This is a genomic window from Paenibacillus sp. D51F (assembly GCF_053345695.1).
On the sequence record NZ_JBKFAO010000003.1, the window covers coordinates 521,727 to 548,715 of the forward strand.

Genomic DNA, 26,989 nt, shown 5'->3' on the forward strand with positions numbered 1-26,989 from the left:
GAATTCCTCCCGGAGGGTTTAAATTGGATTCGATTGTGAAATAAATCACATACTATCCGATAAAGCAGCGGCCTTGCTTCCACGAGCCGGTGTGAGAGAGGCCTCGGCCGGATAAGTTCGGCCAGCGTGGTTGGGATGGGCAAGACCGCCGCAATAAGTTGTGAAATAAATCACAATCTCTTCATGGCTTTATCTTACACCTGCCGGAAGGGGAATGCAATAGGCGCGGACTTCGGGAATATTGCGAATTTGTGACATGCGGTACCGTTCTGCCGGCTGTCGAACGCCGTGGAAACCGATAGGAATGGGGAATATCGATCAGGCATGGCATGGAAGCTGCCGGGGAGCTTGGACGGAAGCCAGGGCTGCCGCAGAATTCGAATGATCATAGCGTCAAGGCTAGCTGCAGAGAGGCGCGGCAGACAGCAACGCCCCTCGCGCGGCGCGCGAGGGGCGTAGGAACTTGAGTCCGGATGGATACGGGATGAGCTCGTTATTCCGGCTTCGCCAGCTGGCCGGACCGAAGCCGCTGCGCGGCATCGGCGAGACGGGACATCGCTTCCTCGAGGATGGAGCGCGGACAAGCGGCGTTCAGCCGCATATGGCCGGCGCCGCCGCTGCCGAAGGCCGTGCCGGCGCTGAGCTGGAGCCGGGCCTCGTCGAGGAAGAACCGGTGCAGGGCTGCATCCTCCAGCCCCAGCCCCGAACAGTCCAGCCACAGCAGGTAGGTGCCGTCAGGCAGCTTGACGGAGATCTCGGGGATATGCTCTTCGATGAAAGAAGCGACGTAGGCCAGATTGCCCCGGATGTAGGCCAGCGCCTCGTCCAGCCACTCCTCTCCTTCCCCGTAGGCGGCTTTGGTCGCCGCGTAGCCGAAGACGGAGATGGAGCCGAGCGAGCAGCGGCGCAGCTCCTCCGTGATCAGGCTGCGGAGTCCGTCGTCCGGAACGATGATGTTGGAGGTGTTCAAGCCGGCGATGTTGAAGCTCTTGCTCGGCGCCGTGCAGATGACGGAGCATGAGGCGGCAGCCGGGGACAAGGAGGCATAAGGAATGAAGGCTTGCTCTCCATGGACGAGATCACCGTGGATTTCATCCGACACGACCAGGATGCCCCGGCTCAGGCACAGCTCCGACAGCCTGTCCAATTCGGCGCGGGACCAGACCCTGCCGACAGGATTATGGGGATGGCATAGAATAAGCATTTTCACGGAACCGTCGGCCGTCATTTCCTCCAGCTCGTCGAAGTTGATCCGGTAGGAGCCGTCGGAATCGACGAGCAGAGGGTTGAGCGCAAGCTCGCGGCCGTTGTCCGAGACAATGCTGTGGAACGGCGGATATACGGGCGGCTGGATGAGGATCCGGTCTCCCGGCGCCGTGCAGGCGCGGATGATGACGCCGAGGGAAGTGACGATTCCTGGACAGAAGCGGATCCATCTCGGATCGACTTCCCAGCCGTGGCGGCGCCCCATCCATGCGGCAACCGCGTCTTTGTACGCTGAGGAAATGTTCGTATACCCGAGCACGCCTTGCGACAGACGCTGCTGGAGCGCCTCGAGGACGGCGGGCGGCGCGGCGAAGTCCATGTCCGCCACCCACAGCGGCAGGATGTCTTTGCCGGGATGGAGCCCCCATTTCTCGGAGGAGATGGAATCGAACGCATGGAGCTGGTCAAAACGCGAAGATGGGATGGTCATAAAGAGAAGAGCCCCTTTCCTTTGCTTGCTGACGGCAGTTCTCTCTATTATACGGCTTGAATCAAGTCTTGGCTTCCGTCAGGACGAAAGCTTCTTTGCCTCCTCGGCCGTCCGAGGCGTTGCCGTGTTCCGCATCAACCGACGATACAGCCTGATGAAGGGAGCAGAAAACGCATCGATGCGTTTTCTCAGCACGTATACGGCGAGCGCGGCGAGCAGCGAGAGAAGCGCAGCGCCGGCGATATCGGCGGGATAGTGGACGCCGACGAAGACGCGGCCGAGGCCGGTCAAGAGCGCCATGGCGAGCAGCAGCAAGCCGGTGCGCCGCTTGACGAACATGACGCTGGCTGCCAGAGCGAAGGCGAGCGTGGAGTGGTCGCTCGGAAACGAAGCGTCGGCAGTGTGCGCGACCAGCTGATGCACATGCTCGGAAGCGACGAAAGGGCGCGGATGGTTCACGGCGGGAGAGATGAGGAACATGCCGACCAGCAGCGCGAGCGCGGCTGCCAAGCAAGCTTGAAATACCGCTTTTTGATTGCGCTCGCGACCGGTCAGCCACAGCAGAGCCAGGATGCCGAGCATCACGAGTACGAGATATTCCGCACAGAAGATCATAAGGCTGTCCAGCCAGGCATATCGGCCGGCCCAACCGTTGATGAGTTCGAAGATTCGTTCATTCATGGATGATCACCTTTCGCATTAGAGGTTAGATTCCACTATACGAAGCGATTATGAACATTTTATGAAGCGGGGGAAGACGGACAGTTAAGAATGATTTAATAAACGCTTCACAGGATGTTCAGAGCGGGAGCGTATGCTGGGCAGGAGAAAGGCGGGGATCAGATGGAAGAAACGGTTGAGGTATTCGGGCTTGGGGATCGGCGTTGTCACCTGTTGTTCCTCATAAGCAAATTGTTCCTTCTGGGAGAAAAGCCAGCTTGCGCGGGCCGGCAGCCGATGTCGTCCCGGCTTTCCTCCGGAAGGGAATTGACGGCTGTCATCAGGGCTGATCCACTTGGCCTGCCATGTTTCGCTTCCCGGCGCCGAAACGCTTACGGCCTCGGCATGGCCTCGGCTCCAGCCTTGTTTTTTGGCTTCGAATCCCTTATGTTTGTCCGTAAAGAGGCTTGAGCTTGAACGGTGCAGGCCGAAGGAAACCGGAGCGGATGACGATGTCCATACGTGTTAAGCTGCTTCTCTCTTATGCCGCCATGCTTGTCGTTCCGCTGCTGCTGATGCTGATGACAGCCCTGCTGCTCGTATTCGTCTTCCGCGGGGAGCTCGTGCCGCTCAAGACGATATTCAAGGCGCAGCTGGAAAGCCTGGATGAGGACAATTACGACTCGCTGCTCAAACATACGATTGCGCGAAATCGAGCGCTTCTGACCGATCAGGGCTATCTGGACGATCTCGCCGGAGGCTTGTCCAGCGAGGGCCAGGCGCTGTTTGTACGGGTCAACGGCCAGCATTTTTATGTGTCTGAAGCAATCCGCGGCAAGGATGCGCTCCTGGGCTCCCTCCCTGCCTACACGGACGGACACGAGGCACGCGGGCTTCCTGCGATAACCTACGAAGGCGAGCTGTATACGGCCCGGCAGTACAACTTCCTGACGGCGGAGGGGGATCAGGGAAGCCTCTTCCTGCTCAGGCGGACCGACCCGCTTCTATTCGCGGCCAGGAAGCTGTTTCCGCTGCTGTTCGTCTCGCTGCTGTTCATCCTGGTGGCGACACATCTCTTGCTGACGAGCCTGATGTCCCGGCGGATTATCCGGCCGCTGAGCAGGCTGGAGCGCGCAGCCGGGGAAATTACGGAAGGCAATCTGGATTTCTCGGTCGACATCGCCGGCAAGGACGAGATCGGCCGGCTCGGAATCGCCTTCGAGAACATGAGGAGCCGGCTGCAGCATTCCATCCGCGTGCAGCGGCAATATGAAGACAACCGCAAGGAGCTTATCACGAGCATATCCCATGATCTGCGGACGCCGCTGACGTCCATTCAGGGATATGTGGACGGAATTTTGGAAGGCGTCGCGAATTCTCCGGAAAAGACGGAGCGTTATTTGCAGACCATCTCATTGAAAACTACGGAGATGAGCCATTTGATCGAGGAGCTCTTCCTGTATTCGAAGCTTGACCTCAAGGCGATTCCGTTCCACTTCGAGGAAGTTCCTCTGGCCGCATTCGCGGCCGACTGGGCCGATGAGCTGGCGATCGAGCTCGAAAAGCAGGGAGCGAGGCTGGAGGCGGAGATCGAGGCTGGACCGGAATGGCGGGTCCGAATCGACAGGGAGAAATTCAAGCGCGTACTCGGGAATATCGTTCAGAACAGCCTCAAGCATGGAGATAAGCCGGAGCTGGCGATTGCGGTTCGGGTGCATGCGGACGGGGATCGCGCCGTGCTTGAGGTCGGGGACAACGGTCCGGGAATCCCGTTCGAAGCTCTCCCTTTCATCTTCGACCGTTTCTTCCGCGCGGAGGAATCTCGAAATGCCGAGACAGGCGGCACGGGGCTTGGGCTGGCCATCGCCAAGCAGATTATGGAAGGACTCGGCGGAAGCATTGAAGCCGGCAGCGTACCTGGACAAGGAACCTGCATCAAGCTGACGCTGCCGGCAGCATATGCCAAGGAGGCGGAGAAATGAAGCGGATATTGATCGTCGAGGACGAGCCCAGCATTGCCGGGCTGCAGCGGGACTATATGGAAATCAACGGATTCCACGCCGATATCGCCGCAGACGGAGAAGCGGGCTTGGAAATGGGGCTTACGGGCCGATACGATCTGATCGTGCTGGATGTGATGCTTCCGAAGCTGAACGGCTTCGACGTGTGCCGCCAATTCCGGGAGAGCCTGGATATTCCGGTCTTGATCGTGACGGCGCGCCGCGAGGACGTCGATATGATCAGAGGCCTCGGGCTCGGTGCGGATGACTACATCGTGAAGCCCTTCAAGCCGGCTGAGCTCGTAGCGAGAGTGAAAGCCCATCTGTCCCGCTACGAGCGGCTGATCGGAAGGGGAGCCACGCGCGAGATCCAGGTCAATCAGCTGCGTATCGAACCCGATTCCAGACGGGTTTTCGTCCGGGACGAGGAGGTCGTGCTGACGACCAAAGAGTTTGATCTCTTGTATTTTCTGGCTTCCAATCCGAACCGGGTGTACAGCAAGGACCAGCTGTTCGACCGGATCTGGGGACTCGAAGCGCTGGGAGACGCCCAGACCGTGACGGTGCATATCCGCAAGATCCGCGAGAAGATCGAATACGGCAAGACGGAAGAGCCTTATATTGAGACGTTATGGGGATCCGGGTATCGGTTCCGCGAATAGAACGTCAAGAAGCGCCTTGGCCGACGCAGCGGCACAGGCGCTTCTTTTCATTTGTATTCCCGCCGGATGCGATAGCCGAAGCCTCGCACCGTCTCGATCACGGAGCTGCTTTTGCCGCCGCCGTTTCCGGTTTTTTTGCGCAGGTAGCCGACATAGACGTCGACAATTTTAGGACCGCCTTCAAAATCATACCCCCATACCGAATCGAGGATCTGGTCGCGTGACAGGGCTTGCCCTCTGTGGCTGAGCAGGCAGCTCAGCAAGTCGTACTCCTTGGTCGTAAGGCGAAGAGACTTGCCATATAAGAATGCCTCCCTATTGTCCGTATCGACCAGGAGCCCTCCTGTCCCGAGCCTCCGCCCCGCCGCTCCATGCCGGGGAGGAGCGGCGGTTCCGGTCCGAAGGCAGCGGCGGATTCTCGCCAGCAGCTCTTCCATCTCGAAGGGCCTGACGAGATAATCGTCGGCTCCCCCGTCAAGACCGGCCACCTTGTCGGAAAGAGACTTGGCGGCATTCAGCATGATGACCGGCGTATGCTCATCCAGGTTGCGGATTCGAGCTAGCACTTCCAATCCGCTGAGGCCGGGCAGCTTCGCATCCAGCAGAATAAGATCCCATTTCCCATTCATGGCTTTGTCCAAGCCGTCCCGTCCGTTGCAAGCCGCTTCGGTCCGGTAGCCGCTCCGCCCAAGTTCCTGCATGAGCCGGCGTCTCGTCCTCGGCTCGTGATCCACGACTAGAACATGCATGCCGTCCTCTCTCCTTCCCTCTATGGAACTGATTGTAGCTTCGGTTTCTTAAATAAAAGTGAAGCGGCGACATCTCTTACCGTTTTCTAATCAACGGAGGCTAGACTGATCTCGATTATGCGATAGCGAAAGGGGAAGTCGGCATGAGAACGGCAAATTCCGAGGCAGGCTTAGGGGATATCAAAGTCCCGCGAATTACGATTTATTTTTGGCTCATCAAAATCATGGCGACTACCGTCGGCGAGACGGCCGCAGATTTTCTGAACGAAGGACTTGGGCTTGGTCTGGCCAATACGACCTTGGTAACGGCAGCGATCTTGATTGGAGCGCTGGTCCTTCAATTCCGGAGCAGCCGGTACGTTCCCTGGACGTATTGGCTCACGGTCGTGCTGATCAGCGTAACCGGCACGCTGATCACGGATAATCTGACCGATAGCCTGGGCGTGCCGCTGGAGCTCTCCAGCCTCTTGTTCGCCGTGCTGCTCGCGGTCGTTTTCTTCCTCTGGCATGCCTCTGAAAAAACGCTTTCCATCCATTCGGTGCGCACGCCGAGAAGAGAAGCTTTCTACTGGCTGTCCATCCTGTTCACATTCGCCTTCGGGACGGCTGCCGGCGACCTGCTGTCGGAAGGGCTCGGCCTCGGCTACCTGGAAGCCGCTGTTATCGTCGCCGCTTTGACCGCCCTCACCTATCTGGCCAGCAGGATACGCCCGTCAGCAGCCGTGCCTGCGTTCTGGGCGGCCTATATCCTGACTCGCCCGCTGGGCGCTTCCCTCGGCGACTATCTTACTCAGCCGAACGATGACGGCGGCCTGGGATGGGGGACAAGCGGCATCAGCTTCTTCTTTTTGCTCGCGATTATCGCACTGGTCGCCTATTTGACGAAGACCCGCCACGATGACTTTGGAGCCTCAGCTTCCCTGGAACAGAAATCTTGATTCCGGAACAATGCAGCCGGCTGCATTCCCGCCACGAGCGGGATCGGGACCCTTGCAGCCTCATCGCCAACCCAATCGCGCTCCCTGCCGCAAAAGGCGGCGGAGCGGTTCTTGGCCGGGGAGCAGACGAAGCCTGAAGGAAGGAGGACAGCCGATGTCCAGCCATTCATCGTTGCCCGTCAAGAATATGATTCGGAACGTCTTTCTGCTCGCGCTCCTCTGCGCGGTCATGGCTTACTTGATCCGTTCGGGGGAAACGAAAGCGCTCCTCCTCCACTTCCGCCAGTTCGGATGGATGGGAGCGCTGATCGGCCTGCTTGTGCAGACCGCCGTAAATATCGCGCCGGTGCCGGGAGAATTCACGTCGGTCCTGCTGATGGAAATGTATGGAGCCGTCCGGGGCGGCGTGCTCTCGTATGCCGGCGGCGTGCTCGGCGCGGCCGGCTCCTATTGGCTCGCCGGCATGCTGGCGGCGCCGCTGCGGCATAGCGTCGGCTCGGGCCGCCTGTATGGCAAGGCAGAGGAGCTGCTAAGCCGGGGAAACGGGGTCAGCCTGCTGATCGCCCGGCTGCTGCCTTACCATCTGGTGAACTATGCCTGCGGGATAACGGGAGTCCGTTTTCGTACCTTCATTTGGACTTCACTGGTCGGACTGATTCCGTTCCATCTCGCCATGATCTTGCTGTATGCTGGGGTTAAAAAAGGATCGCTCGCGGGGGTGGCTGCCTCCGCCGTCCTGCTGCTCCTGCTGGCAGCCGCCGGCTGGCGCTACTCCAGATATGGACGCCGGGCCGGAAAAAAGGGGGCGGCGCCCGCTCCGAAGAGAGGAACAAATTCATAGCGCGCTGCTTGTCCGCCTGTAAGGTCTGAGGTAGAATGAGACCCATCATGGCCCGGCCTGCATCACCGGATCGACGGGCTGACGGGAGGAAACGGGACTTGACTCATATCCTGAAGATGGAGAGGCTCGCGAAGAGCCTCCCCGCGAAGAAGGCTGACGGAGGCAGGCGGATGTTGTTCCAAGAAGTCAGCGGGTCGGTATCCAGCGGGGAAACAGTCGTCGTGCTTGGACGTTCGGGACAGGGGAAGAGCACGCTGCTGCGGATCCTTTCGCTGCTTGAGCAGGCGGATTCCGGCTCCGTCGCGCTCGACGGGAAGTTCTGCGCCGATATGGAGCCGCGGCTGTGGCGCAGGCAGGTCGCGTACGTGTCCCAGACCCCGGTGATGCTGCCGGGCAGCGTCGAATGTAATCTGGCCGCCCCAAGCGCGCTGCACGGGCTGCCATTTCAGCGCGAACAGGCCTATGCCTTGCTGGATGAAGCGGGGCTTGGAGAGATCGATCCCGGCAAGGACGCATCGGAGCTGTCCGGAGGAGAGAAGCAAAGGATGTCCTTGATCCGCTCGCTTCTGCTCAAGCCGCATTTCCTGCTGCTGGATGAGATTACGGCTTCTCTCGATCATGGCAGCGCGATGTCCATCGAGAAGCTGCTGTCGAGATGGGGATCGGAGCATGGAACCGGCATGCTGTGGATTTCCCATGACCAGGAACAGGCAGCCCGGGTGAGCAGCCGAATCTGGTTCATGGCGAGGAATACGATTCTGGAGGATGCCGATACCGGCCGGTTCTTCTCCCGTCCGGGAACCCCCGAGGCGCTGGAGTATCTGGGCAAGGGGCCATCGCTGGACGAGCCTGGGGAAAGCGGGGCTGAGGAAAGCTGATGTCTTATACGGCGCTGGCCTTTACGGTTCTGTTCATCATGATCGCCATGTTCATCTCTTATTGGCAAAAGCTCGGCCTCGAGAAAGGCATCGCCGTCGGAACGATCCGCGCGGCGGTGCAGCTGCTGGCAGTCGGCTACGTGCTCCAGGCTGTATTCGAAAGCCGCAGCCATTGGCTGCTGGCCGCCATCATCGCGGTCATGATCATCGTTGCCGCCCGCAACGCCTCGGACAAGGGCAAGGGCATTCCCGGCATCTTCTGGAGAATTGCCGCCGCGCTGCTCGCCACGGAGCTGCTGATGATGGGCATTCTGCTGCTGCTCGGCATTATCGAGCCTACTCCCCGCTATATCATTCCGCTCAGCGGAATGACGATCGGCAATGCGATGGTCGCCGGCGGGCTCTTCCTGACGCAGCTGATGCGGGAGTCGGAGTCCTCGCGCGGCGAGATCGAGACGCTGCTTGCTCTCGGCGCTTCTCCGCGCCAGGCGGCTCAAGGAACGCTGAAGCGCGCCGTCCGCTACAGCATGATTCCGACGATCGACGGCATGAAGACCGTCGGCCTCGTCCAGCTTCCAGGCATGATGACCGGCATGATCATCGCCGGCGCGGATCCGGTGGAAGCCGTCCGCTACCAGATTCTGATCGTCTTCGCTTTCACCAGCTCGGCCGCGGTCACGAGCATGCTGCTCGGCGTGCTGACCTACCGCAAGCTGTTCTCGGACGGAATCGGCATGCTGGTCCGCTACGGCGGACGGGGGGACTGACGCAACGGAAGACGATCTGTGCAAGATGACCGGATAGCAGTACAGTACATGGGACGCACCCTGGAATATATTCACCCGTACATCAGACACGCAGCGCAAGACACATGCAGGTCCGGTACACTTACGACAGGGAGATGCAGATAGACGATTGGGCATGAGATGAAGACACAACATGCGAGAGACACAACAGGCTAGAAAAACAACAAGCTGGAAAACACAACGTGCCAGACACAGAACGTGCCAGACACACAATGTGCCAGAGACACAATGTGCCAGAGACACAACTTCTTTCGTCGGCTGCTTGTCTTTCATGCCGGATTCCCTTCAAAAGGGAATCCGGCTTTTTTTGCAGGCTCGCCCGCGCTCCAGAAAAGGAATACCGATGGCTCCCTCGCCGGCTTGCCCTCCTGAGGAACTTTTTTGAATGAAGCCGTTAGAGGTTACATAGGTGAATAAGAGCTTATCGAAGGGAGAGAGGGGAATGTCGAAGAAACCGTTCTTATGGGTCACGGCTTGCTGCATCGGCATCTCGCTGCTGGGAGGAGGGCGGGCGGCGGCTCGGAACGCCCAGTGGCAAGCTCAAGCGGATGAGCAGGGCTCCATGCAGGTCGTTGTCGTGGCAGCAGCTTCCTCGGGCTTCAAGGCGAAGCTGGCTTTGTGGGAAAAGCAGGGCGGACGCTGGATCCGCACGCTCGGCGAGGCGCCGGCCGTGATCGGCCGCGAAGGCATGGGCAAGCAGAAGGAGGGGGACGGCAAAACTCCCGAAGGCTTGTTCAAGCTGGGCAAAGCCTTTGGCAGTTCCGTAAAGCCGCCAGGGCTGAAGATGCCCTATACGATTACGGACAGCTCGGACTATTGGATCGACGATCCCGAATCACGGGATTACAACCGCTGGATCCGTACGGAAGGCGATCCTTCGCGTCTGTGGAATTCCTTCGAGCGGCTCAAGCAGCCGCTGTACCGCTACGCCATGGTGATCGAGTACAATACACATCCCGTCGTCGCCGGCAAAGGAAGCGCGATCTTCCTCCATCTATGGAGAAGCTCCTCGAAGCCGACGGCCGGCTGTGTCGCGATATCGGAGTCCACCATGCTGAAGCTCATGGGACGTCTTGATGCCGCGCGCGAACCGATGATTTTCATGTCGAATCGCTAAGGGCCAAGGGACTATTTCCCGGGTAATGCTTGTGTCTGGAGAAAACGCAGGCTTCCGATCCTTCCGTCTTGGTTGTCGTCTGGAAGGAGGGGGCCAAGCGTTCGATTCCGAGGACCAGATCAGTCGTTCCACAGCTTCACACGCCATTCATTGCAGGTCATGAAGCTCCCTTTGGGATACTCGAATCGGCATTCGCCGACGAGATCGAAGCCGGCTTTCCGGCAAATCGCATTGGACGGCAGATTGAGCACGGAGGGGAACGCGCATGCATGGCTGAATTTTCTTTCCGAGGCTGCAAACGCGACGGCGGCTTTGAGCGCAGCCGTTCCGATCCCCTGTCCCTGAAGGGCCGGGAGAGTGAACCAGCCCATCTCATAGACGCTCTGCCCGTTCCATACATGCTCCCAGCAGCCGATGCAGCCTGCCCGGGTGCCATCCGGAAGGACGATGGTGAACATCCGGTCGGTGGCGTGATGCTGCAGAGCCAAATAGCGCTCATGCCGCGCAACAACCTTCTCCTCGGTCTCCGGTCCTCCGATATAGCGGGTCATGTCGGGGGCGTTGGCAAGCTGAAGCAGGTAGGAATCATCCTTTGCATAGGGCCGCAGAGATACGGAAGGCAATGGTTTCGACATGGGAAATCCTCCTTTGATCGTACAGGGTTGGATGGAATTGCATTTGGATTGTACTGATACCAGCATACATCTTTTTCCTGACAGCCCGTTGTCAGCATTAGGAAAAATGCTGTCTCTGAGGTGAAGTCATTAGAGCGCTGCCCATGATGTGCGAACTTTATTAAAGTGCTGCCTCGAAGATGGGCGGAATTCCTTTGAGCGCTGCCTCGACGATGGGCGGAATTCCTTTGAGTGCTGCCTCGAAGATGGGCGGAATTCCTTTGAGTGCTGCCTCGATGATGCGCGAAAGTCATTTGAGCGCTGCCTCCATGATGTGTCAGAGTCCTGTCCTGAGGCATGAAAGCCGTCCGTGCCGTCCCTTCCAAGAAGACAGCCTCATGTCTGATTTGGAGGGTTTTTTTGAGCGGATTCAGAGGGTACCTCTTGTACAGGGAGAATGCTACAATCTATTTTGCCTAGATATGGTAGCGCTTACAAACTGATTATCTCCTTCTTGCTGAGTCTAGGCGAAGGTTGTGTGGACGGCGCAGCGTCAAGGTTTCAGCGCGAACCGCCGCGTTGCACCGATAGATTCAATCCCTGGAGGTGATGCCTTTAACAAGCGGATTTCCGTCAGGCATTTGCGTGTCTTCATGCTTATCCGTTTTCTGGTCCATCCCAATTCGAAACGGAGGAATAAATCATGAACAAAACGAAACGGCTGCTTTCGTCTATTATCATCGCCGCCTTATGCGTCTTTGCTTTTGCTTCTGCGGTTTATGCGGCTGCCTGGACTTCATCTGATAAATTCGGCAACTGGAGCAACGGCGGCTATATCGTCTACAACAATGTATGGGGCAGCCGCGCCGGCGCCCAGACGATCTGGGCCAATTCCTACAGCAACTGGGGCGTAACCTCGAACCAGCCGTCCACCGGGGGCGTGAAGTCCTACCCCAACAGCACCAAGGATATCGGCATTGCGCTCGGCTCCCTCAAAAGCCTCACCAGCTCGTTCAACGTAACGGTTCCTGGCAGCGGCTCGAGCTATTCGTCCGATTATGACATCTGGACGGGCAACTACGCCCATGAAATCATGCTCTGGATGAACAAATCCGGCGCGGTCGGCCCGATCGCAGGCTCCTGGGACGCCAATGGCAATCCTGTCGCGGCCTATACGAACGTGAGCGTCGGCGGCCATACATGGAACGTCTACAAGGGCAGCAACGGATCCAACGACGTCTTCTCGTTCGTCCGCACCAGCAACACGAGCTCCGGAACGGTCGATGTGCTCGCCGTGCTGAACTGGATCAAGGGCAAGGGCTGGATGGGCAATGAAATCGTGAACCGCGTGCAGTTCGGCTTCGAGATCACTTCATCTCCGAATACAGCGTTCACCTGCAATCAGTTCTCGGTCAGCTACTCCTGAGCCCCATACGCGGGATTTGCTGCAGACGGGATGCGTCACTACCGGATAAAGGAGTCTTTGAAATCATGACGACGGAACAAGTTCAAGGCAAGACAGCGGTTCGGACAAACGGAGAGAAGCTGACGCCCGCCTCGCGGGATGCGCTCTGGTATGAAACCCCTGCGGGTCCGTGGACCGAAGCTCTCCCGATCGGCAGCGGCCGGCTCGGAGCGATGGTGTTCGGCCGGCTCGGCGAGGAGCGGATCCAGCTCAACGAGGATTCCCTCTGGTATGGCGGACCGGGAATCGGATCAAGCCCGGACGCGGCGGAGCAGCTGCCTCGCATCCGCGAGCTGCTGCTGACAGGCGAGCCGGAGCAGGCGGAGGAGCTGGCAATGACGGCCGTGATGACGCAGTCCGGCCATCTCGCTCCCTACCAGACTCTGGGCGAGCTGCTTATCCGTTTCCCCGGCGAGCCTGCGGCTGCAGAGCGCTATATTCGCGAGCTGCGCCTGGATGAGGCGGCAGCTGTAACCCGCTTCGGCTGGGGAGCCGTGGAGCGCACCCGGACCGTCTTTGCGAGCGAGCCGCATGCCGTGATCGCGGTCCGGATCGAGGGAAGCGAGCCTGGCGGCTTGTCCTTGCGAGCGGGCATGACGCGCCGTCCGTTCGAAGGCCGCATGACGCAGCTGGAGAGGGGCGTCGCCATGGAGGGACAATGCGGGCCGGACGGCGTCCGCTACGCCGCCGTGCTGCGGGCGGAAGCAGAGGGCGGCAGCTGCCGCCTGCTCGGCGATGTCATCCTCATCGACGGAGCGGATTCGGCGACGCTGTACATCGCAGCGGCCACGACCTTCCGCAGCGAGGATCCGCTGGCGGAGAGCCTGGCACGGGTGCAGGCGGCGCTGGAAGCGGGCTATGACGAGATCCGGGAGCGGCATCTGCACGCCCATCGGGCCTTGTACGACCGCGTAACGCTGGAGCTGGGAGCAGGGACGGATGCGGGACACTTATCGGGCAGGGGGCATGAGTCTGCTCGCGGGCAGGAGTCCGTTCAGGGACAGGAGCGCTTTAATGCGAGAGAGTCCTCCGCGGATCAGCAAACGGAATCGCATGGAAAGTCCGTCCAAGGACAGGGGCCGGGCCGGATACACGAATCCGAGCCGGGACAGGAATCCGTACCGGGACTGGAGTCCGGTCAGAATCTTGACTCTCTGCCGACCGATGTCCGGCTGCGGCTGCTGCGGGAAGGAGGAGGCGATCCCGGATTGGTCCGCCTCTTTTTCCTCTACGGCAGATACCTGCTGCTCTCGAGCTCGCGCCCGGGATCGCTGCCGGCGAACCTGCAGGGCATCTGGAACGAAAGCTTCACCCCGCCGTGGGAGAGCGACTTCCACCTCAATATCAATCTGCAGATGAATTATTGGCCGGCCGAGGTTTGCAATCTTGCGGAAACCCACGAGCCCGTTTTCGATCTGCTCGACCGCCTTCGCGAAAACGGCACCGTCACGGCACGGGAAATGTACGGAGCCGAGGGGTTCGTCGCCCATCACGCGACCAATATGTGGGGAGATACCGGCATTGTCGGAGTCTGGGTGCCCGCGGTCATCTGGCCGACGGGAGGCGCCTGGCTCTCCCTGCATCTGTGGGAGCATTACCGCTATCAGCCGGATCGCCGGTTCCTGGAGGATCGGGCCTATCCCATGCTGAAGGACGCGGCGCGCTTCTTCCTTGACACGCTGCTTGAGGACGGCCGCGGCAGGCTCGTCACCGGACCTTCCGTATCGCCGGAAAATACGTACGAGCTCCCTAACGGCAACCGGGGCGCGCTGTGCATCGGTCCGTCCATGGACTCGCAGATACTCCATGCGCTGTTCTCGGCCTGCGAGGAAGCGGCGGATGTGCTCGGCGTGGACGCGGAGCTCGCCGATAAGCTGGCGGCGGCGCGCCGCCGGCTGCCCGAGCCGGAGATCGGCAGCCGCGGACAGCTGCTGGAATGGTCGGAGGAATACGGGGAGCCGGAGCCCGGCCACCGGCATATCTCCCATCTGTTCGCGCTTCATCCCGGCGAGCAGATTACGCCGGAGCGGACGCCGCAGCTCGCCCAGGCCGCCCGGAAGACACTGGAGAGCCGGCTCGCCCATGGCGGCGGCCATACCGGCTGGAGCCGGGCGTGGATTCTCAACTTCTGGGCCCGGCTGGGCGAAGGCGGCGAGGCGCATGAGCATCTGATGGAGCTGCTGCGCCATGCGGTCCATCCCAATCTGTTCGGCGATCACCCGCCGTTCCAGATCGACGCCAACTTCGGCGGCACGGCCGGCGTCGCCGAGATGCTCCTGCAGTCCCATGGCGGCGAGCTGAAGCTGCTGCCGGCGCTGCCGCCGGAGTGGCCGGAGGGACGTGTGACGGGGCTGCGCGCCAGAGGCGGAGCGGAATGCGATCTGTCGTGGGCGGAAGGGAGGCTGACCGAGGCCGAGCTGCGCTTCACGCATGGCGGAAGCTTCTTCATCCGGCATGGCGGGGAGCTGGCGGCCGTGGACGGCGACGGCCTGTCCAAGAAATTCAGTTTCGAAGACGGACGGTACCGATTCGATGCCAGGGCGGGGGACGTGCTCAGGCTTTCGGCCGTTCGGGCATGATGTGGCAACAGCAGAAATGAGCTTGGAGGGCCGGCTCCCGGCAAGCGGGCCGCCATGCGTCCCGTCCTGCTTGCGCTCGGCGTCGGCCTGTGCACGGCCGGCTACGTCACCATGGACAAATTCAACCTGCAGCATCTGTCCGCGCTGTCGCTTCTGGCGATCGGCAATCTTGGCGTCATGGCCGCCTTGACTCCCGCCGCGCTGCGCAAAGGCAAGCTGCGCGCAGAGTGGAGCGGACGCTGGAAGCAGACGCTGGCCGGCGCCGTGCTGAGCCCGGGCTCCTATCTGCTGTTCCTGCTGGCGATTCCTTACGCTCCGATCGGACTCATTTCGCCGATTCGTGAATGCGGAACGGTCTTAGCCGCCATCTTCGGCGTGCTGCTGCTCAAGGAAAGCCAAGGCTTTCGCCGGATCATCGGTCATGGCGGCGGCTATCGTGACCGTGGCTTTGTGGGGCTGAGGAGCGAACGGTTCAAAAAGGGCAGCCCCTATAGGCCGCAATGGAAAAAAGACGATTTCTCCGCAGTCCGCTGCCTGGAGGAAATCGTCTTTTTCATTTGAACCAGCCTTTCTCCTTGAACCTGGAGATGGCCTCGATCCGGTTGCTGACGCCGAGCTTGTCGAGAATGACGGAGATGTAGTTGCGCACCGTGCCGCTGGATAGGAAGAGCTCCTTGGCGATGTCCTTGGTGTTCTTGCCTACGGCGACGAGCTCCATCACTTCCCGTTCGCGTTCGGTAAGAGGATTCTCTTCCGTATTGTACACCTCGTCGACTAGCTCGGGAGCATACAGCCGCCTGCCTGCCATGACGCTGCGGATGGAGTCGGCCAGCTCGTCGCTGGAGCTGTCCTTGAGCAGATAGCCCTGGACGCCTGCCTTGAGCGCTCGCTCGAAAAATCCCGTTCGGGCGAAGGTGGTCAGGATAATCACCTTGCAGCCGTCGCCCTTCAGCAGTTCGGCCGCTTCGAGCCCGTTCATGACGGGCATCTCGATATCCATGATGCAGACATCGGGCTTGTGCTGACGCACCAGCTCGACCGCGATCTGGCCGTTGCCGGCCTGGCCGACGACCTGCATGTCTTCCTCGAGGTCGATCAGCGATCCCAGCGCGCTAAGCAGCAGCCTCTGATCCTCGGCGATGACGATCCGTATCATGCTTCCACCTCCTTCTCCACCCGGCTGACGTTATGCGGAACGGTCATCGTAATTTCCGTCCCCGGCACGCCGGATATTTCCAACGTTCCGTTGAGGAATTCCAGCCGTTCCTTCATTCCTTGCAGTCCATTGCCGCGCTCGAGCTTTCGCACGTTCCGGATCCCCTTGCCGTCATCCTTGACCTTGACGATGAGCAGCTCCGGGAGCTGGGTGATGGAGAGGAAGCAGGAGGCGGCGTGGCTGTGCTTGACGACATTGGTGACGGCTTCCTTGATGCACATGCTCAGCACGTTCTCCGTGAGCCTCGACGTATGAGCCAAGCGGGGATCTCCCTCCATCTCGAAGGAAATCTCCGCCGCGCCGAGAATCTGCCGCACCCGCTGGATCTCGTCCTCGAGCCGCGCGCCGCGCATATGGGAGACCATCTCCCTGACTTCCTGCAGGGCGATCCGCGCCGTCTGATGCACGTCGGCCATCTCGCCGCGCGCCCGCTCCGGGTCCTTGTCCAGCAGCTTGCCGGCGAGATCGCTTTTGAGGCGGATCAGCGACAGCTGCTGGCCAAGCGTGTCATGCAGATCGAGCGCGATGCGCTGCCTCTCCTCGTGGACGAGCAGATCCGCGATCCGGCGGTTGGCATCCTCCAGCTGCCCCTGCAGCTTGACCTGCTTGAGCGTATTGTAGCGGTTGAATGGAAGCACCGCCACGCCGATCAGGCAGACAAGGACAAAGGGCCACTGGGAGAGGAAGAATTCGTTGCCGATCGCGAACCCCGCATAGGCGGTACCGAGCGTGACGACCAGGTGGACGATGTACAGGCTGAGAAAACCCGCCCAGCTTCTCGTATTGCCGATGAATACGGCCAGAAAGAAGCTGAAGTACGGGTAATGGAAGTAGATCGTCATCGCAGCCGACACGGCCATCTGGATGGAGATGCCCGTATAGAGCTTCCAGCCTCTGTCGGAAGAGGTCAGCTGGAAGCACAGGAAGAACAGAGCGACGAGAAACCCGCCGAACAGCATATGACGGGTGTCGGGGAACCGGAAGATGAAATAGAACGGCAGGATGATGAATGCCAGCCATACATACAAGCTGAATCCCGAGCTGCGGGGAAAGATTCGGTACCATTTCTGCATCGATGCCGCTCCTTGCGTGAAATCCTGATGCTACCAGTGTAGCATAATGGGCTTATTTCCCGCTGGTTCCGGTTCTTGCTTTGACCGGCGCCGCAGCAGGGCGGGCGACAGGGAAGGGGCGGAGCTCCGACTGATGCTTGCCCTCGATGCCGCCATCCGGCCGCTGAGCGATCAGCCGCTTGCCGTCCCGGAAGGAGACAAAGCTTCTGTTCACGTCGTCCCAGAGGTTGAAGCGCAGCGACTTCAGGCTGGTGCGGAGCGTGATGGTCGTCGCATGCTGCAGCGACGGAGCCGCTTCATGGGCGCCTTGGAGGCGGTAGTTCGGAATGCGCGGGCTGAGATGATGGACATGGTGGAAGCCGATGTTGCCGGTCAGCCACTGCAGCCAGGCCGGGAGCTTGTAGTACGAGCTGCCGTCGACGGCAGCCTTGAGGTATTCCCATTCCGGATCATGCTCGAAGTAAGAGTCCTCGAACTGATGCTGCACATAGAACAGCCATATGCCGGCGGCGCCGGAGATCCAGAAGATCGGCAGCTGCACGAGCAGGAACGACTGCCAGCCGGCTGCCCATGCGAGCAGCGCGTAGAGAACGACGATGCCGGCATTGGTCGCGTACGTGTTCAGCCGCTCCTTGCGGCGTGCGCCCTTCTCGTTGAAGCGGTAGGCGAAGAGGATCAGGACGATCGGCCCGAGTCCGAACAGCACGAGCGGATGGCGGTAGATCCGGTAGCTCAGCTTGCGCCAGCGGGATGCCTCGGCATACTCCTGCACGGTCAGGATCCACATATCGCCGATGCCGCGCTTCTCGAGATTGCCGCTGCCCGCATGATGGATATTGTGGGCATGTTTCCATTGTTCATACGGGAACATGGTCAGCACTCCGAGCAGATATCCCAGCAGATTGTTGGCGCGCTTGCTTTTGAAGAACGATCCGTGGCAGCAGTCATGGAAGATGATGAAGCTGCGGATGACGAAGCCGGCGGCGGCGGCGCTGAACAGCACCGTCAGCGCATAGGAGACGTTCAAGCTGAGATAGGCGGCGTACCAGAGCAAGGCCAGAGGGGGCAGCGTGTTGAGCAGCTGCCAGACGCTGGCGGCGGAATCCGATTTTTCGTAGGGCGCTATCATTTGGCGCAATTGTTTTAATGGAGACATCCCGAAACCTCCTGAATGTGGCTGAAGTGGAACAGTCTTGGAGATTCCATTATACCCGCTGCGGCAATGGGCTTAGCAGTCACAGGCGTAATGACAGAGGGTGACATTTGTCATGGTTCCGCCCAGATATTGCAAGCCAGGGGAGCGGGGAAGAGGGACGGATGGTTGAACGGACAAGCGGGCTTGGTGTAGCCTTGAAGAAGAAATTGCGGCGGGCTTCCGAAGCTTGCAGCGGGGAGAGATGAAGATGTCGTTATTCGATAAAATGAAGCAGGGAGCCGCGGAAGCGGCCAAGGCGGCGCAGCAGACGATGGAGATCGCCAGGCTGAAATCGCTGATCGTCCTGAAGCAGCGGGACATCGGCAAGCAGAAGAAAGCGATCGGAGACGCGGTCTACGAAGCTTACCGCAGAGAGGATATCGCCTCCTCGCATGAGGCAGCGTTCAGCTTGTGCCAAGGCATCGTGACGATGGAGCATGACATCGCCGGACTGCAGGAGAAGATCCGCATGCTGAAGACGGTCAAAGCCTGCCCGTCCTGCGGACGCGAGGTGGAGCTCGGGGCCGGCGTCTGTACCGGCTGCGGGCATGGCTTCCCCCAGGTGGCCGCCGGTGATTCTCTTCAGCTGGAGGGCGAGGTCCGGGTGCTGTGCGGCAGCTGCAAGACCGAGAACACGCTCGACGCCCGCCGCTGCGCTTCCTGCGGGAAGGAGCTGGGCGCATGGGCGTAGGCGAAGCGGCCGACAGAATGGATCAGGTTTCCTTGCCCGCATACGAATGTCCGTACCGGGAGTTCGGATTCCCTTATGATGGAGGAGAAGCGTCCATGGACGATCCGCTCCGCAACGCAATGCCGCAGGCCGACTGGTCCGGAGTTCCGGCTGTCGGGCTCCGCGACACGGTGACGGGAGGGACTGTCCTGGAAAAGACATCGATGCGGGCTTGCTGGAACGATCAGGGGCTGCTCGTGCGCTTTGCTTGCGAGGATTCCTTTATCCTTTCCGATTTCACCCGGCGGGACGAGCCTCTATACGAGCAGGACGTCGTGGAGCTGTTCATCGACGAAGAAGGCGATGGCAGAGAATACATGGAGCTGGAGGTCAGCCCGCGGGGAATCGTCTTCGACGCCCGGATCTCCAATGACGGCAGCGGCAAGCCGCAAGGGATTCAGGCCGACACCGGCTGGAATGCGGACGGCCTCGCCGTGAAGGTGGAGACGCCCGCAGAGGGGAACAGGGCGTATGAGCTGTTTTTGCCGGCTGCCGAATTCCGCTCCCCGCTCCGCAAAGGCTTGAAGTGGAGAGTCAATGCCTACCGGATCGACCATGCGCCTGGAAGAGAGCCCGAGCTGCAGGCTTGGAGCCCGACCGGCAAGCCGTGGTTCCATGTGCCGGAACGGTTCGGACTGTTTGTCCTTGCAGAGTGACGCCCTCGCATCCAGCCGATTCATCTATGGTTGGCTTACGACCGCTTGGCCTGGTGGGCCAGGCGGTCTTTTTGCCGATCTGGCGATGCAGAGGCGATGCGCAGGCGATGCGGAGGCGATGCGAAGGCGATGCGAAGGCGATGCGGAGGCGATGCGAATGCGATGCGAATGCGATGCGAATGCGATGCGAATGCGATGCTAATGCGATTGAAAAAGGAAAATTCAGGGTATGCTATCAGCGTTGGATACGGCATGGGCAGCGGTTTGTTTCGACAAAAGAAAGGCCTTGAACAACAATGTTTCTCTAGGCCCACAGGAGCCGGAGCGCGTATCATGGGCGTATCGCGAGGAGAGGGGCAAAACCATTCGTGTCTACCGAACAGCAGTATGCCGATATCCGCAAGGGAGAAAGGGGCGCTTGGGTCAGCATTGCCGCGTATCTCGTTCTGTCCGCCGCCAAGATCATCGCCGGATACTACTTCGCGTCGAAGGCGCTCTCCGCGGACGGCTACAACAACTTGACCGATATCGTGGCTTCCTTCGCCGTGCTGATCGGCCTGCGAATCTCGCAGAAGCCGCCGGACAAGGACCACCCCTACGGCCACTTCCGGGCGGAGACGATCGCCTCGCTGATCGCTTCCTTCATCATGGCGACGGTCGGCCTGCAGGTGCTGATCAATTCGGTCAAGTCCTTGTTCCGAAGCGCAGCAGAGCCGCCTAATGCCTTGTCGGCGGCAGTAGCCGTCGCGTCCGCCGTCATCATGTACGGCGTCTACATCTACAACCGCAGGCTGTCCCGGCAGATCAACAGCAGCGCCTTGAATGCGGCGGCGAAGGACAATCTGTCCGATGCCCTCGTCAGCATCGGCGCCGCCGTCGGCATCGGGGGTGCGGCGCTGGGCTGGGCTTGGCTCGACCCGCTGGCGGCGATCGCCGTCGGCGTCATCATCTGCAAGACGGCATGGGAGATCTTTTACAGCTCGACGCATGCCCTTACGGACGGTTTCGACGACAGCGAGCTGCTGACGCTCCGGTCCTCGATCGAGAAGGTGGACGGCGTGAAGTCGATCAAGGATCTCAAGGCTCGCGTGCATGGCAGCCACGTCCTGGTCGATGTCATCGTGCTGGTGGATTCCCGGCTTACGCTGGTGGAAAGCCATCGGATCAGCGACGAGATCGAGACCCGGATGGAGCGCAAGCACAATATCATGAGCGTTCATGTGCATGTCGAGCCTTACGAGCCGGCGTGAACGGCTTCCGCTCTCGATATGGCAAGGAAAGACCCCTGAGGAGCGAGTTCCTCGGGGGTCTATTTTTGTTTGGGGAGTGTGTGTGGCGGGCTTTCTGCCAGATGGTGCCCGTCTTCGGCGCAGCAAGCTGTTCCTGTAGGTTCTCATGCCGGAAATAGGGATGGGAAGGGAGCTTATTGGCCGTGGAGAGGTGGACATGCCGGAAATAAGGCCTGAAATGGAGCTTAATGGGCGTGGAGAGGGTGGACATGTCGGAAACAAGGACCGAAATGGAGCTTAATGGGCGTGGAGAGGGTGGACATGCCGGAAATAAGGCCTGAAATGGAGCTTAATGGGTGTGGAGAGGGTGGACTAGCCGGAAACAAGGCCTGAAATGGAGCTTAATGGGCGTGGAGAGGGTGGACATGCCGGAAACAAGGACCGAAATGGAGCTTAATGGGCGTGGAAAGGGTGGACATGCCGGAAACAAGGACCGAAATGGAGCTTAATGGGCGTGGAGAGGGTGGACATGCCGGTAACAAGGACCGAAATGGAGCTTAATGGGGTAGAGAGGGTGGACATGCCGGAAACAAGGACCGAAATGGAGCTTAATCGCGAGAGGACGAGCATACCGAGATCTGGACCGAAATGGGTCTTATCCGCCGTGTGCGGGGACTGATCAGGCTATTTTTGGGAACAAGGTACGATGTTCCTTTTGCGGACAAGATTCTACAATAGATGGCAGAGGCAGCTAAAGTTCCTCCCTTCATTTGCCGATAGATCAGATACAGGTTTGTCTATTTTTGCTGTACTGAAGCTGGCATGCTAGTCGGCCTGCTGTTGCTATCCGCTTGGATGGTTGGCGAGGCCGGGTCCTGATTAGACAATCGACATTTGACAGATGAAGGGGGTCGTGATCGACGCATGAACAAATCATTGGCAGCCGCCGTTCTGGCCGCAAGCTTGACGCTGGGCCTTGCCGCTCCGCCCGCCGCGCTGGCGGCGACGCAGAAAGCCCAGACGCAGGGCAACGTGAACCTGCGCGCCGAACCGGCTACAGCAGGCAAGGTTCTCCGCACTCTTTCGAAGGGGGAGCAGATATCCGTCCTGCAGCGAGTGGACAACTACTGGCTCAAGGTGCAGGACAAGTCCGGCACGGTCGGTTATGTGTCCGCTTCCAGCTCCTACATTACGATGTTGGACGCAGCGGCTGCCGAAGCTGCAACCGACGCTTCCGCCGGCAAGCCGGCCGCCGCTGCTGCAAGCAGCAAATTCGCGAGCAACGCGACAGCCGCTTCGTCGGTAGCGCTGCGCGTCGGCCCATCCACGGCGAGCACCTTGGTCAGGTATTTGAAAAAGGACGAGCTGATTGAGGTCAAATCGATTCCCAGCTCGTACTGGTATCAGATCGTGGATGCCAGCGGCAAAACGGGCTACGTAAGTTCGGATGCCAAATACATAACCGTAACAGGAACGTTGCCTGGCGTTAAAAGCGGCAGCACCGCAGCCGGAACGGGCAGCGGCAGCACCGCCGCCGGAACGGGCAGCAGCGGCAGCACCGCCGCCGGAGCAGGCAGCGTCAGCACCGCCGCCGGAGCGGGCAGCGGCAGCACCGCAGCCGGAGCAGGCAGCGGCAGCGCCGCAGCCGGAACGGCCAGCGGCAGCACCGCCGCCGGAGCGGGCAGCGTCAGCACCGCCGCAGGAGCGGGCAGCGTCAGCACCGCTGCCGGAGCGGGCAGCGTCAGCAGCGCCGCAGGAGCGGGCAGCGTCAGCAGCGCCGCAGGAGCGGGCAGCGTCAGCAGCGCCGCCGGAGCAGGCAGCGTCAGCACCGCAGCCGCAGCCGTAACGAGCAGCGCGGCATTCGCTCCAAACGCCGTTGCTGTTGCCGCCGTGACGCTTCGCAAGGGACCGTCGTCGTCCTACGACCAAATCCGCAACCTGAAGAGCGGGGAGTCGCTCCAGGTGACAGCGGTGCCGAACGGCTACTGGTACATGGTCAAGGATGCGGCCGGTGTCACGGGCTACGTCAGCTCTGATTCCAAATATATTTCCGTTACGGGAACGCTCCCCGGCGCCGCCGCTCCAAGCACGCAGCCATCGGTCCCGACACCGACGCCTGCACCGACGCCGCAGCCTTCCCCACCATCGACCGGGACAAACTTGAGCCCGCAGGCCTCCGAGCAAATAGAGGCTGCCATCAATGCCGGGCTCAAGTACCTGGGAACGCCTTACGAGTACGGCTCCAGCCGCAGCGATACGTCAACGTTCGACTGTTCGGACTTTGTCCGGCAAACTTTCCTGGACGCGCTCAGCCTGCAGCTGCCGGTCGATTCCAGGGGACAAGGGCAATATGTGTTGGATCGAGGCGCCTATACGACGGACTGGAACTCCCTCAAGAGAGGGGATCTCATGTTCTTCGTGTCGTCCGGGACCAAGGTGAGCAGCTCCGGTCCTTTGGATTCGTCCATCATTACCCATGTAGGCATCTATCTCGGGGACAACAAGATCCTGCAGACTTACTCCAAGGAATCCGGGGGCGTGCAAGTCACGACGGTATCTCCTTCTTCCAACTGGCAGTTCCGCTTCCTCTTCGGCGGCAGCGCTGTCTAAACGAACAAGCAGGGCGCCATCCCATGGGGTGGCGCCCTGCTTGTTTTTATCTGCCCAATCGGGAGCCCCCGAGCAGAGATAGGCGAAAAAATCGTCTAATTCCGCCCAATCGGGGCCCCCGGGCAGAATAAGCCGAAAAAATCGTCTAATTCCGCTCAATCGGGAGCCCCCGGGCAGAATAAGCCGAAAAAATCGTCTAATTCCGCCCAATCGGGAGCCCCCGGGTAGAATAAGCCGAAAAAATCGTCTAATTCCGCCCAATCGGGAGCCCCCGAGCGAAGATAGGCGAAAAAATCGTCTAATTCCGCTCAATCGGAGCCCCCGGGCAGAATAAGCCGAAAAAATCGTCTAATTCCGCCTAATCGGCTATCTCCACTGAACCGACGAAGCCCCGCTGGGCTGGACAACCTTCCGTCCGGCCTAGCAGGGATTTGGTATGACTTACAGAGCGTCCTTCGGATTCCGGCGGGCAACGCCGCTGGCGCGTGCCGCCTGGACGACGCGGCGGCGGACTTCCTCGACGACCTTGGCGTTGAACACGCTCGGGATGATGTAGCTGCGGCTCAGCTCGTCTTCGCCTACCGTGGAGGCGATCGCTTCGGCTGCGGCAAGCTTCATCTCTTCGTTGATCGTATATGCACGGCAATCGAGAGCGCCGCGGAAGATGCCAGGGAAGCACAGGACGTTGTTGATCTGGTTCGGGTAGTCGGAGCGGCCCGTCGCGAAGACGGCGACGATGTCCTCCGCTTCCTCCGGACGAATCTCCGGCTCCGGATTGGCCATCGCGAACACGATCGGCTGCTCGTTCATCGTCTGGACCATATGGCGCTTGAGGATGCCGCCGGCCGACAGGCCGATGAACACATCCGCTCCGGCAATCGCTTCGGACAGTCCGCCGCTGACGCGATCCGGATTGGTGTTGCCGGCGTACCAGTTCCACATCGGATGGGCGTACTCCTTGTCCGCAGTCAGAATGCCTTCGCGGTCGACGCCGAGCACGTTGCGGGCTCCGCCGGCCAGCAGCATCTTGGTGCATGCCGTTCCTGCCGCGCCGATGCCGCAGACGACGATCTTGGCGTCCTCGATCCGTTTGCCCGTCAGGCGCAGGGCATTGAGCAGCCCTGCGTACAGGACGACAGCAGTGCCGTGCTGGTCATCGTGGAAGACCGGAATGTTCAACTCTTCGCGCAGCCGCTCTTCGATCTCGAAGCAGCGAGGAGCGGATATGTCCTCCAGGTTGATGCCGCCGAAGCCTGGCGCGATGGCTTTGACCGCGGCGATGATTTCTTCCGTATCCTGCGTGTCCAGGCAGATCGGGAAGGCGTCGACGTCGGCGAATTGCTTGAACAGCATCGCCTTGCCCTCCATGACCGGCATGGCCGCTTCGGGACCGATGTTGCCGAGGCCGAGCACGGCGCTTCCGTCGGAGACGACGGCGACCGTGTTGCGCTTGATCGTCAGAGAGAACGCTTTGGAAGGATCCTCGTGGATAGCCGTGCAGACGCGGGCGACTTCCGGCGTGTACACCCTCGACAGGTCGTCGCGGTTTTGGATCGGCGTCTTCGGCTGGATGGTGATTTTGCCGCCAAGATGGAGCAGGAAGGTGCGGTCGGAGGTGTTGATCACGCGGATTCCGTTGATCAGGCCGAGCGATTTGCCGAGCCTCTCCGTCGTTCCGGTGTCTTTGACCTTGACCGTCAAGTCGCGAGTCGTGCTGCCCTTGCTCGTCGAAATGACGTCGATGGCGATCACGTCGCCGCCTGCGGCTTCGATCGCCGATACGACGGAGCTGAAATTGGTACCGCTCTCAATTTCGAGCCTGACAATGACTGTTTTTCCATCCAACGCTTTGCTATCCATGCGCTCATCTCCTCAGGTGAGCCTCTCCGCCGCAGCGGGAGGCGTGTGTAGTCATGTTCCGGCAGAAAGCCGGAGCGTGTGCAGCTAATGTTCCGGCAGCAAGCAGGAACGGTGTGCAGCAATGTTCCGGCAGAAAGCCGGAGCGTGTGTAGCAATGTTCCGGCAGAAAGCCGAAGCGTGTGCAGCAATGTTCCGGCAGCAAGCCGGAACGGTGTGCAGCTAATGTTCCGGCAGAAAGCCGGAGCGTGTGCAGCTAATGTTCCAGCAGAAAGCCGGAGCCGTCAATGCATCAGCCGCAAGACGGCAGTCGGGCATTCCAGGGGATCGTACTGCTGGTTGCGCTTGCTCATGAGAGTCTGCCTGTACTCGCCGGAGCTGTAGGGCTGCTGGATCATCCGGAACCACTTGTCGATCGTGCCGGACGATTGAAGCATCTCCCCGAAGCCGCTGCGGATGAAGTACTCCAGATTCTCTTCCTCCTGGCCGGGTATCGGCTTGTGGAAGAGCATCGGGATGCCTTTGCTCATGCCTTCGGTGCAGGTCATGCCTCCCGGCTTGGTCACGAGCAGATCGGAGGCGTCCATGAGCTTGGATATCTCCTTCGTGAAGCCGAGCACGCGGATGTTGGGATGGACGAAGCGGGGATCCTCCAGCATGGCTTCGCGGGATTTTCCGTTCGTACCCGTACAGAAGATCAGCTGGACTTCCTCGCGCCATCTCGTCATGTACGTGACGATCTCGTCTTCTTCTTCCATCAGGCCCCATCCGCCGCCCATGACCAGGACGGTCGGCATGATCTTGAGTCCAAGCTCCCGCTGGGCTTCCGCTTGATTCTGGGCTTGCCAGAACTGGGGATGGACCGGTATTCCGGTGACCTCGATTCGGGCGGGCGGGATTCCCCGCTCCATGAGCTTGCGCTTGACGACGGGCGTAGAGACCAGATAATGGTTCACTTCCGGGCTGGCCCAGGTGCCATGGGCGTCATAATCGGTGATCAGCGTATATAAAGGCACATCGAGTCCGAGCCTTTTGAGCCGTGCGACAGCCGCATTGGGACCCGGATGCGTGCAGACGATGATCTCCGGCTTGAGCTGCTGGATGACCTGCTCGGTCTGCGTGTAGAAGATCCGGTGAATGGCCAGCTGCGTGAACCGGTTGAAGGAACGCTTATAATTGGTGCGGTACATCATGCCGACCAGCTTAGGCTGCTTGCCTACGGTTTTGCGGTATGCGGACATGATCAGCGGGGCCAAGACCGGATTAAGGAATTTACCCAGCTCGAGCACCCGGGTCTGGACATCCGGAGACAGCTGCCTGAGTCCGGCAGCGAGCGCGTAAGCCGCTTGCGTATGGCCGGATCCGAACCCCTCTGAGAGCAACAGCACCCTTTTCTTGCGCATGCACTCACCTACTTT

General features: G+C 60.2%; 23 protein-coding genes. 14 read left to right on the forward strand and 9 right to left on the reverse strand.

The window, feature by feature from the left end:
- Window positions 1-493: 493 nt before the first annotated feature.
- Both ACLBWT_RS08945 and ACLBWT_RS08950 read right to left on the reverse strand, forming a co-directional pair.
- Window positions 494-1,696, reverse strand: coding sequence for a MalY/PatB family protein (locus ACLBWT_RS08945; RefSeq protein WP_447662704.1), 1,203 nt, complete (start codon window positions 1,694-1,696; stop codon window positions 494-496).
- Window positions 1,697-1,774: 78 nt separating this feature from the next.
- The gene (locus ACLBWT_RS08950) at window positions 1,775-2,377 is read right to left on the reverse strand and encodes a phosphatase PAP2 family protein (protein WP_447662705.1); all 603 of its coding nucleotides are present in this window, start codon (window positions 2,375-2,377) and stop codon (window positions 1,775-1,777) included.
- Window positions 2,378-2,868: 491 nt separating this feature from the next.
- Between ACLBWT_RS08950 and ACLBWT_RS08955 the strand changes: the two genes are divergently transcribed.
- A complete protein-coding gene (locus ACLBWT_RS08955; RefSeq protein ID WP_447662706.1) occupies window positions 2,869-4,338 on the forward strand; it encodes a sensor histidine kinase in 1,470 nt (489 codons plus the stop codon).
- A complete protein-coding gene (locus ACLBWT_RS08960; protein WP_447662707.1) occupies window positions 4,335-5,018 on the forward strand; it encodes a response regulator transcription factor in 684 nt (227 codons plus the stop codon). Before ACLBWT_RS08955 ends, ACLBWT_RS08960 begins: the two co-directional genes overlap by 4 nt.
- A 47-nt stretch (window positions 5,019-5,065) precedes the next feature.
- Here the strand turns inward: ACLBWT_RS08960 and ACLBWT_RS08965 are convergent, their stop codons facing one another.
- Complete coding sequence (locus ACLBWT_RS08965) at window positions 5,066-5,767, reverse strand: response regulator transcription factor (protein WP_447662708.1); 702 nt, start codon at window positions 5,765-5,767, stop codon at window positions 5,066-5,068.
- A gap of 143 nt (window positions 5,768-5,910) precedes the next feature.
- Between ACLBWT_RS08965 and ACLBWT_RS08970 the strand changes: the two genes are divergently transcribed.
- From ACLBWT_RS08970 to ACLBWT_RS08990, 5 genes are all read left to right on the forward strand, one after another.
- Entirely contained in the window at window positions 5,911-6,705 is a 795-nt protein-coding gene (locus ACLBWT_RS08970; RefSeq protein WP_447662709.1) for a COG4705 family protein, read from the forward strand.
- A 154-nt stretch (window positions 6,706-6,859) separates the two neighbouring features.
- Entirely contained in the window at window positions 6,860-7,546 is a 687-nt protein-coding gene (locus tag ACLBWT_RS08975; protein WP_447662710.1) for a TVP38/TMEM64 family protein, read from the forward strand.
- A 98-nt stretch (window positions 7,547-7,644) separates the two neighbouring features.
- On the forward strand, window positions 7,645-8,424 hold the full coding sequence (locus ACLBWT_RS08980) for an ABC transporter ATP-binding protein (RefSeq protein ID WP_447662711.1): 780 nt from the start codon (window positions 7,645-7,647) through the stop codon (window positions 8,422-8,424).
- On the forward strand, window positions 8,424-9,191 hold the full coding sequence (locus ACLBWT_RS08985; RefSeq protein WP_447662712.1) for an ABC transporter permease: 768 nt from the start codon (window positions 8,424-8,426) through the stop codon (window positions 9,189-9,191). The genes ACLBWT_RS08980 and ACLBWT_RS08985 overlap by 1 nt, the downstream gene beginning before the upstream one ends.
- 481 nt (window positions 9,192-9,672) lie before the next feature.
- Complete coding sequence (locus ACLBWT_RS08990; RefSeq protein ID WP_447662713.1) at window positions 9,673-10,347, forward strand: L,D-transpeptidase family protein; 675 nt, start codon at window positions 9,673-9,675, stop codon at window positions 10,345-10,347.
- Window positions 10,348-10,466: 119 nt separating this feature from the next.
- Here the strand turns inward: ACLBWT_RS08990 and ACLBWT_RS08995 are convergent, their stop codons facing one another.
- Window positions 10,467-10,982, reverse strand: a complete 516-nt coding sequence (locus tag ACLBWT_RS08995; RefSeq protein WP_447662714.1) for a GNAT family N-acetyltransferase — start codon at window positions 10,980-10,982, stop codon at window positions 10,467-10,469.
- Between the two features lie 682 nt (window positions 10,983-11,664).
- Here ACLBWT_RS08995 and ACLBWT_RS09000 point away from each other — a divergent pair.
- The 3 genes from ACLBWT_RS09000 (at window position 11,665) to ACLBWT_RS09010 (ending at window position 15,566) form a co-directional block, all read left to right on the forward strand.
- Window positions 11,665-12,387: a GH12 family glycosyl hydrolase domain-containing protein gene (locus tag ACLBWT_RS09000; protein WP_447662715.1), complete on the forward strand. Its 723-nt coding sequence runs from the start codon at window positions 11,665-11,667 to the stop codon at window positions 12,385-12,387.
- A 65-nt stretch (window positions 12,388-12,452) separates the two neighbouring features.
- The gene (locus tag ACLBWT_RS09005) at window positions 12,453-15,005 is read left to right on the forward strand and encodes a glycoside hydrolase family 95 protein (RefSeq protein WP_447662716.1); all 2,553 of its coding nucleotides are present in this window, start codon (window positions 12,453-12,455) and stop codon (window positions 15,003-15,005) included.
- Window positions 15,006-15,059: 54 nt separating this feature from the next.
- The gene (locus ACLBWT_RS09010; RefSeq protein WP_447662717.1) at window positions 15,060-15,566 is read left to right on the forward strand and encodes an EamA family transporter; all 507 of its coding nucleotides are present in this window, start codon (window positions 15,060-15,062) and stop codon (window positions 15,564-15,566) included.
- On the opposite strand, the gene ACLBWT_RS09015 is transcribed toward ACLBWT_RS09010, so the two are convergent.
- The 3 genes from ACLBWT_RS09015 to ACLBWT_RS09025 are packed head-to-tail and all read right to left on the reverse strand — an operon-like array spanning window position 15,559 to window position 18,450.
- A complete protein-coding gene (locus ACLBWT_RS09015; RefSeq protein WP_447662718.1) occupies window positions 15,559-16,161 on the reverse strand; it encodes a response regulator in 603 nt (200 codons plus the stop codon). The two genes, ACLBWT_RS09010 and ACLBWT_RS09015, sit on opposite strands and share 8 nt — an antisense overlap.
- The gene (locus ACLBWT_RS09020; RefSeq protein WP_447662719.1) at window positions 16,158-17,294 is read right to left on the reverse strand and encodes a sensor histidine kinase; all 1,137 of its coding nucleotides are present in this window, start codon (window positions 17,292-17,294) and stop codon (window positions 16,158-16,160) included. The genes ACLBWT_RS09015 and ACLBWT_RS09020 overlap by 4 nt, the downstream gene beginning before the upstream one ends.
- 52 nt (window positions 17,295-17,346) lie before the next feature.
- On the reverse strand, window positions 17,347-18,450 hold the full coding sequence (locus tag ACLBWT_RS09025) for a fatty acid desaturase (RefSeq protein ID WP_447662720.1): 1,104 nt from the start codon (window positions 18,448-18,450) through the stop codon (window positions 17,347-17,349).
- A gap of 247 nt (window positions 18,451-18,697) precedes the next feature.
- Between ACLBWT_RS09025 and ACLBWT_RS09030 the strand changes: the two genes are divergently transcribed.
- The 4 genes from ACLBWT_RS09030 to ACLBWT_RS09045 all read left to right on the forward strand — a co-directional run bounded on the left by ACLBWT_RS09030 (window position 18,698) and on the right by ACLBWT_RS09045 (window position 23,714).
- The gene (locus tag ACLBWT_RS09030) at window positions 18,698-19,180 is read left to right on the forward strand and encodes a hypothetical protein (protein ID WP_447662721.1); all 483 of its coding nucleotides are present in this window, start codon (window positions 18,698-18,700) and stop codon (window positions 19,178-19,180) included.
- Window positions 19,171-19,875 (forward strand): carbohydrate-binding family 9-like protein, encoded by a 705-nt coding sequence (locus tag ACLBWT_RS09035; RefSeq protein ID WP_447662722.1) that lies wholly within the window; start codon window positions 19,171-19,173, stop codon window positions 19,873-19,875. The genes ACLBWT_RS09030 and ACLBWT_RS09035 overlap by 10 nt, the downstream gene beginning before the upstream one ends.
- 368 nt (window positions 19,876-20,243) lie before the next feature.
- The gene (locus ACLBWT_RS09040; protein WP_447662723.1) at window positions 20,244-21,125 is read left to right on the forward strand and encodes a cation diffusion facilitator family transporter; all 882 of its coding nucleotides are present in this window, start codon (window positions 20,244-20,246) and stop codon (window positions 21,123-21,125) included.
- A gap of 903 nt (window positions 21,126-22,028) precedes the next feature.
- Window positions 22,029-23,714 (forward strand): C40 family peptidase, encoded by a 1,686-nt coding sequence (locus ACLBWT_RS09045; protein WP_447662724.1) that lies wholly within the window; start codon window positions 22,029-22,031, stop codon window positions 23,712-23,714.
- A 441-nt stretch (window positions 23,715-24,155) separates the two neighbouring features.
- On the opposite strand, the gene ACLBWT_RS09050 is transcribed toward ACLBWT_RS09045, so the two are convergent.
- Window positions 24,156-25,574 (reverse strand): malic enzyme-like NAD(P)-binding protein, encoded by a 1,419-nt coding sequence (locus tag ACLBWT_RS09050; RefSeq protein ID WP_447662725.1) that lies wholly within the window; start codon window positions 25,572-25,574, stop codon window positions 24,156-24,158.
- A gap of 281 nt (window positions 25,575-25,855) precedes the next feature.
- The gene (locus tag ACLBWT_RS09055) at window positions 25,856-26,974 is read right to left on the reverse strand and encodes an MGDG synthase family glycosyltransferase (RefSeq protein WP_447662726.1); all 1,119 of its coding nucleotides are present in this window, start codon (window positions 26,972-26,974) and stop codon (window positions 25,856-25,858) included.
- Window positions 26,975-26,989 lie beyond the last annotated feature (15 nt).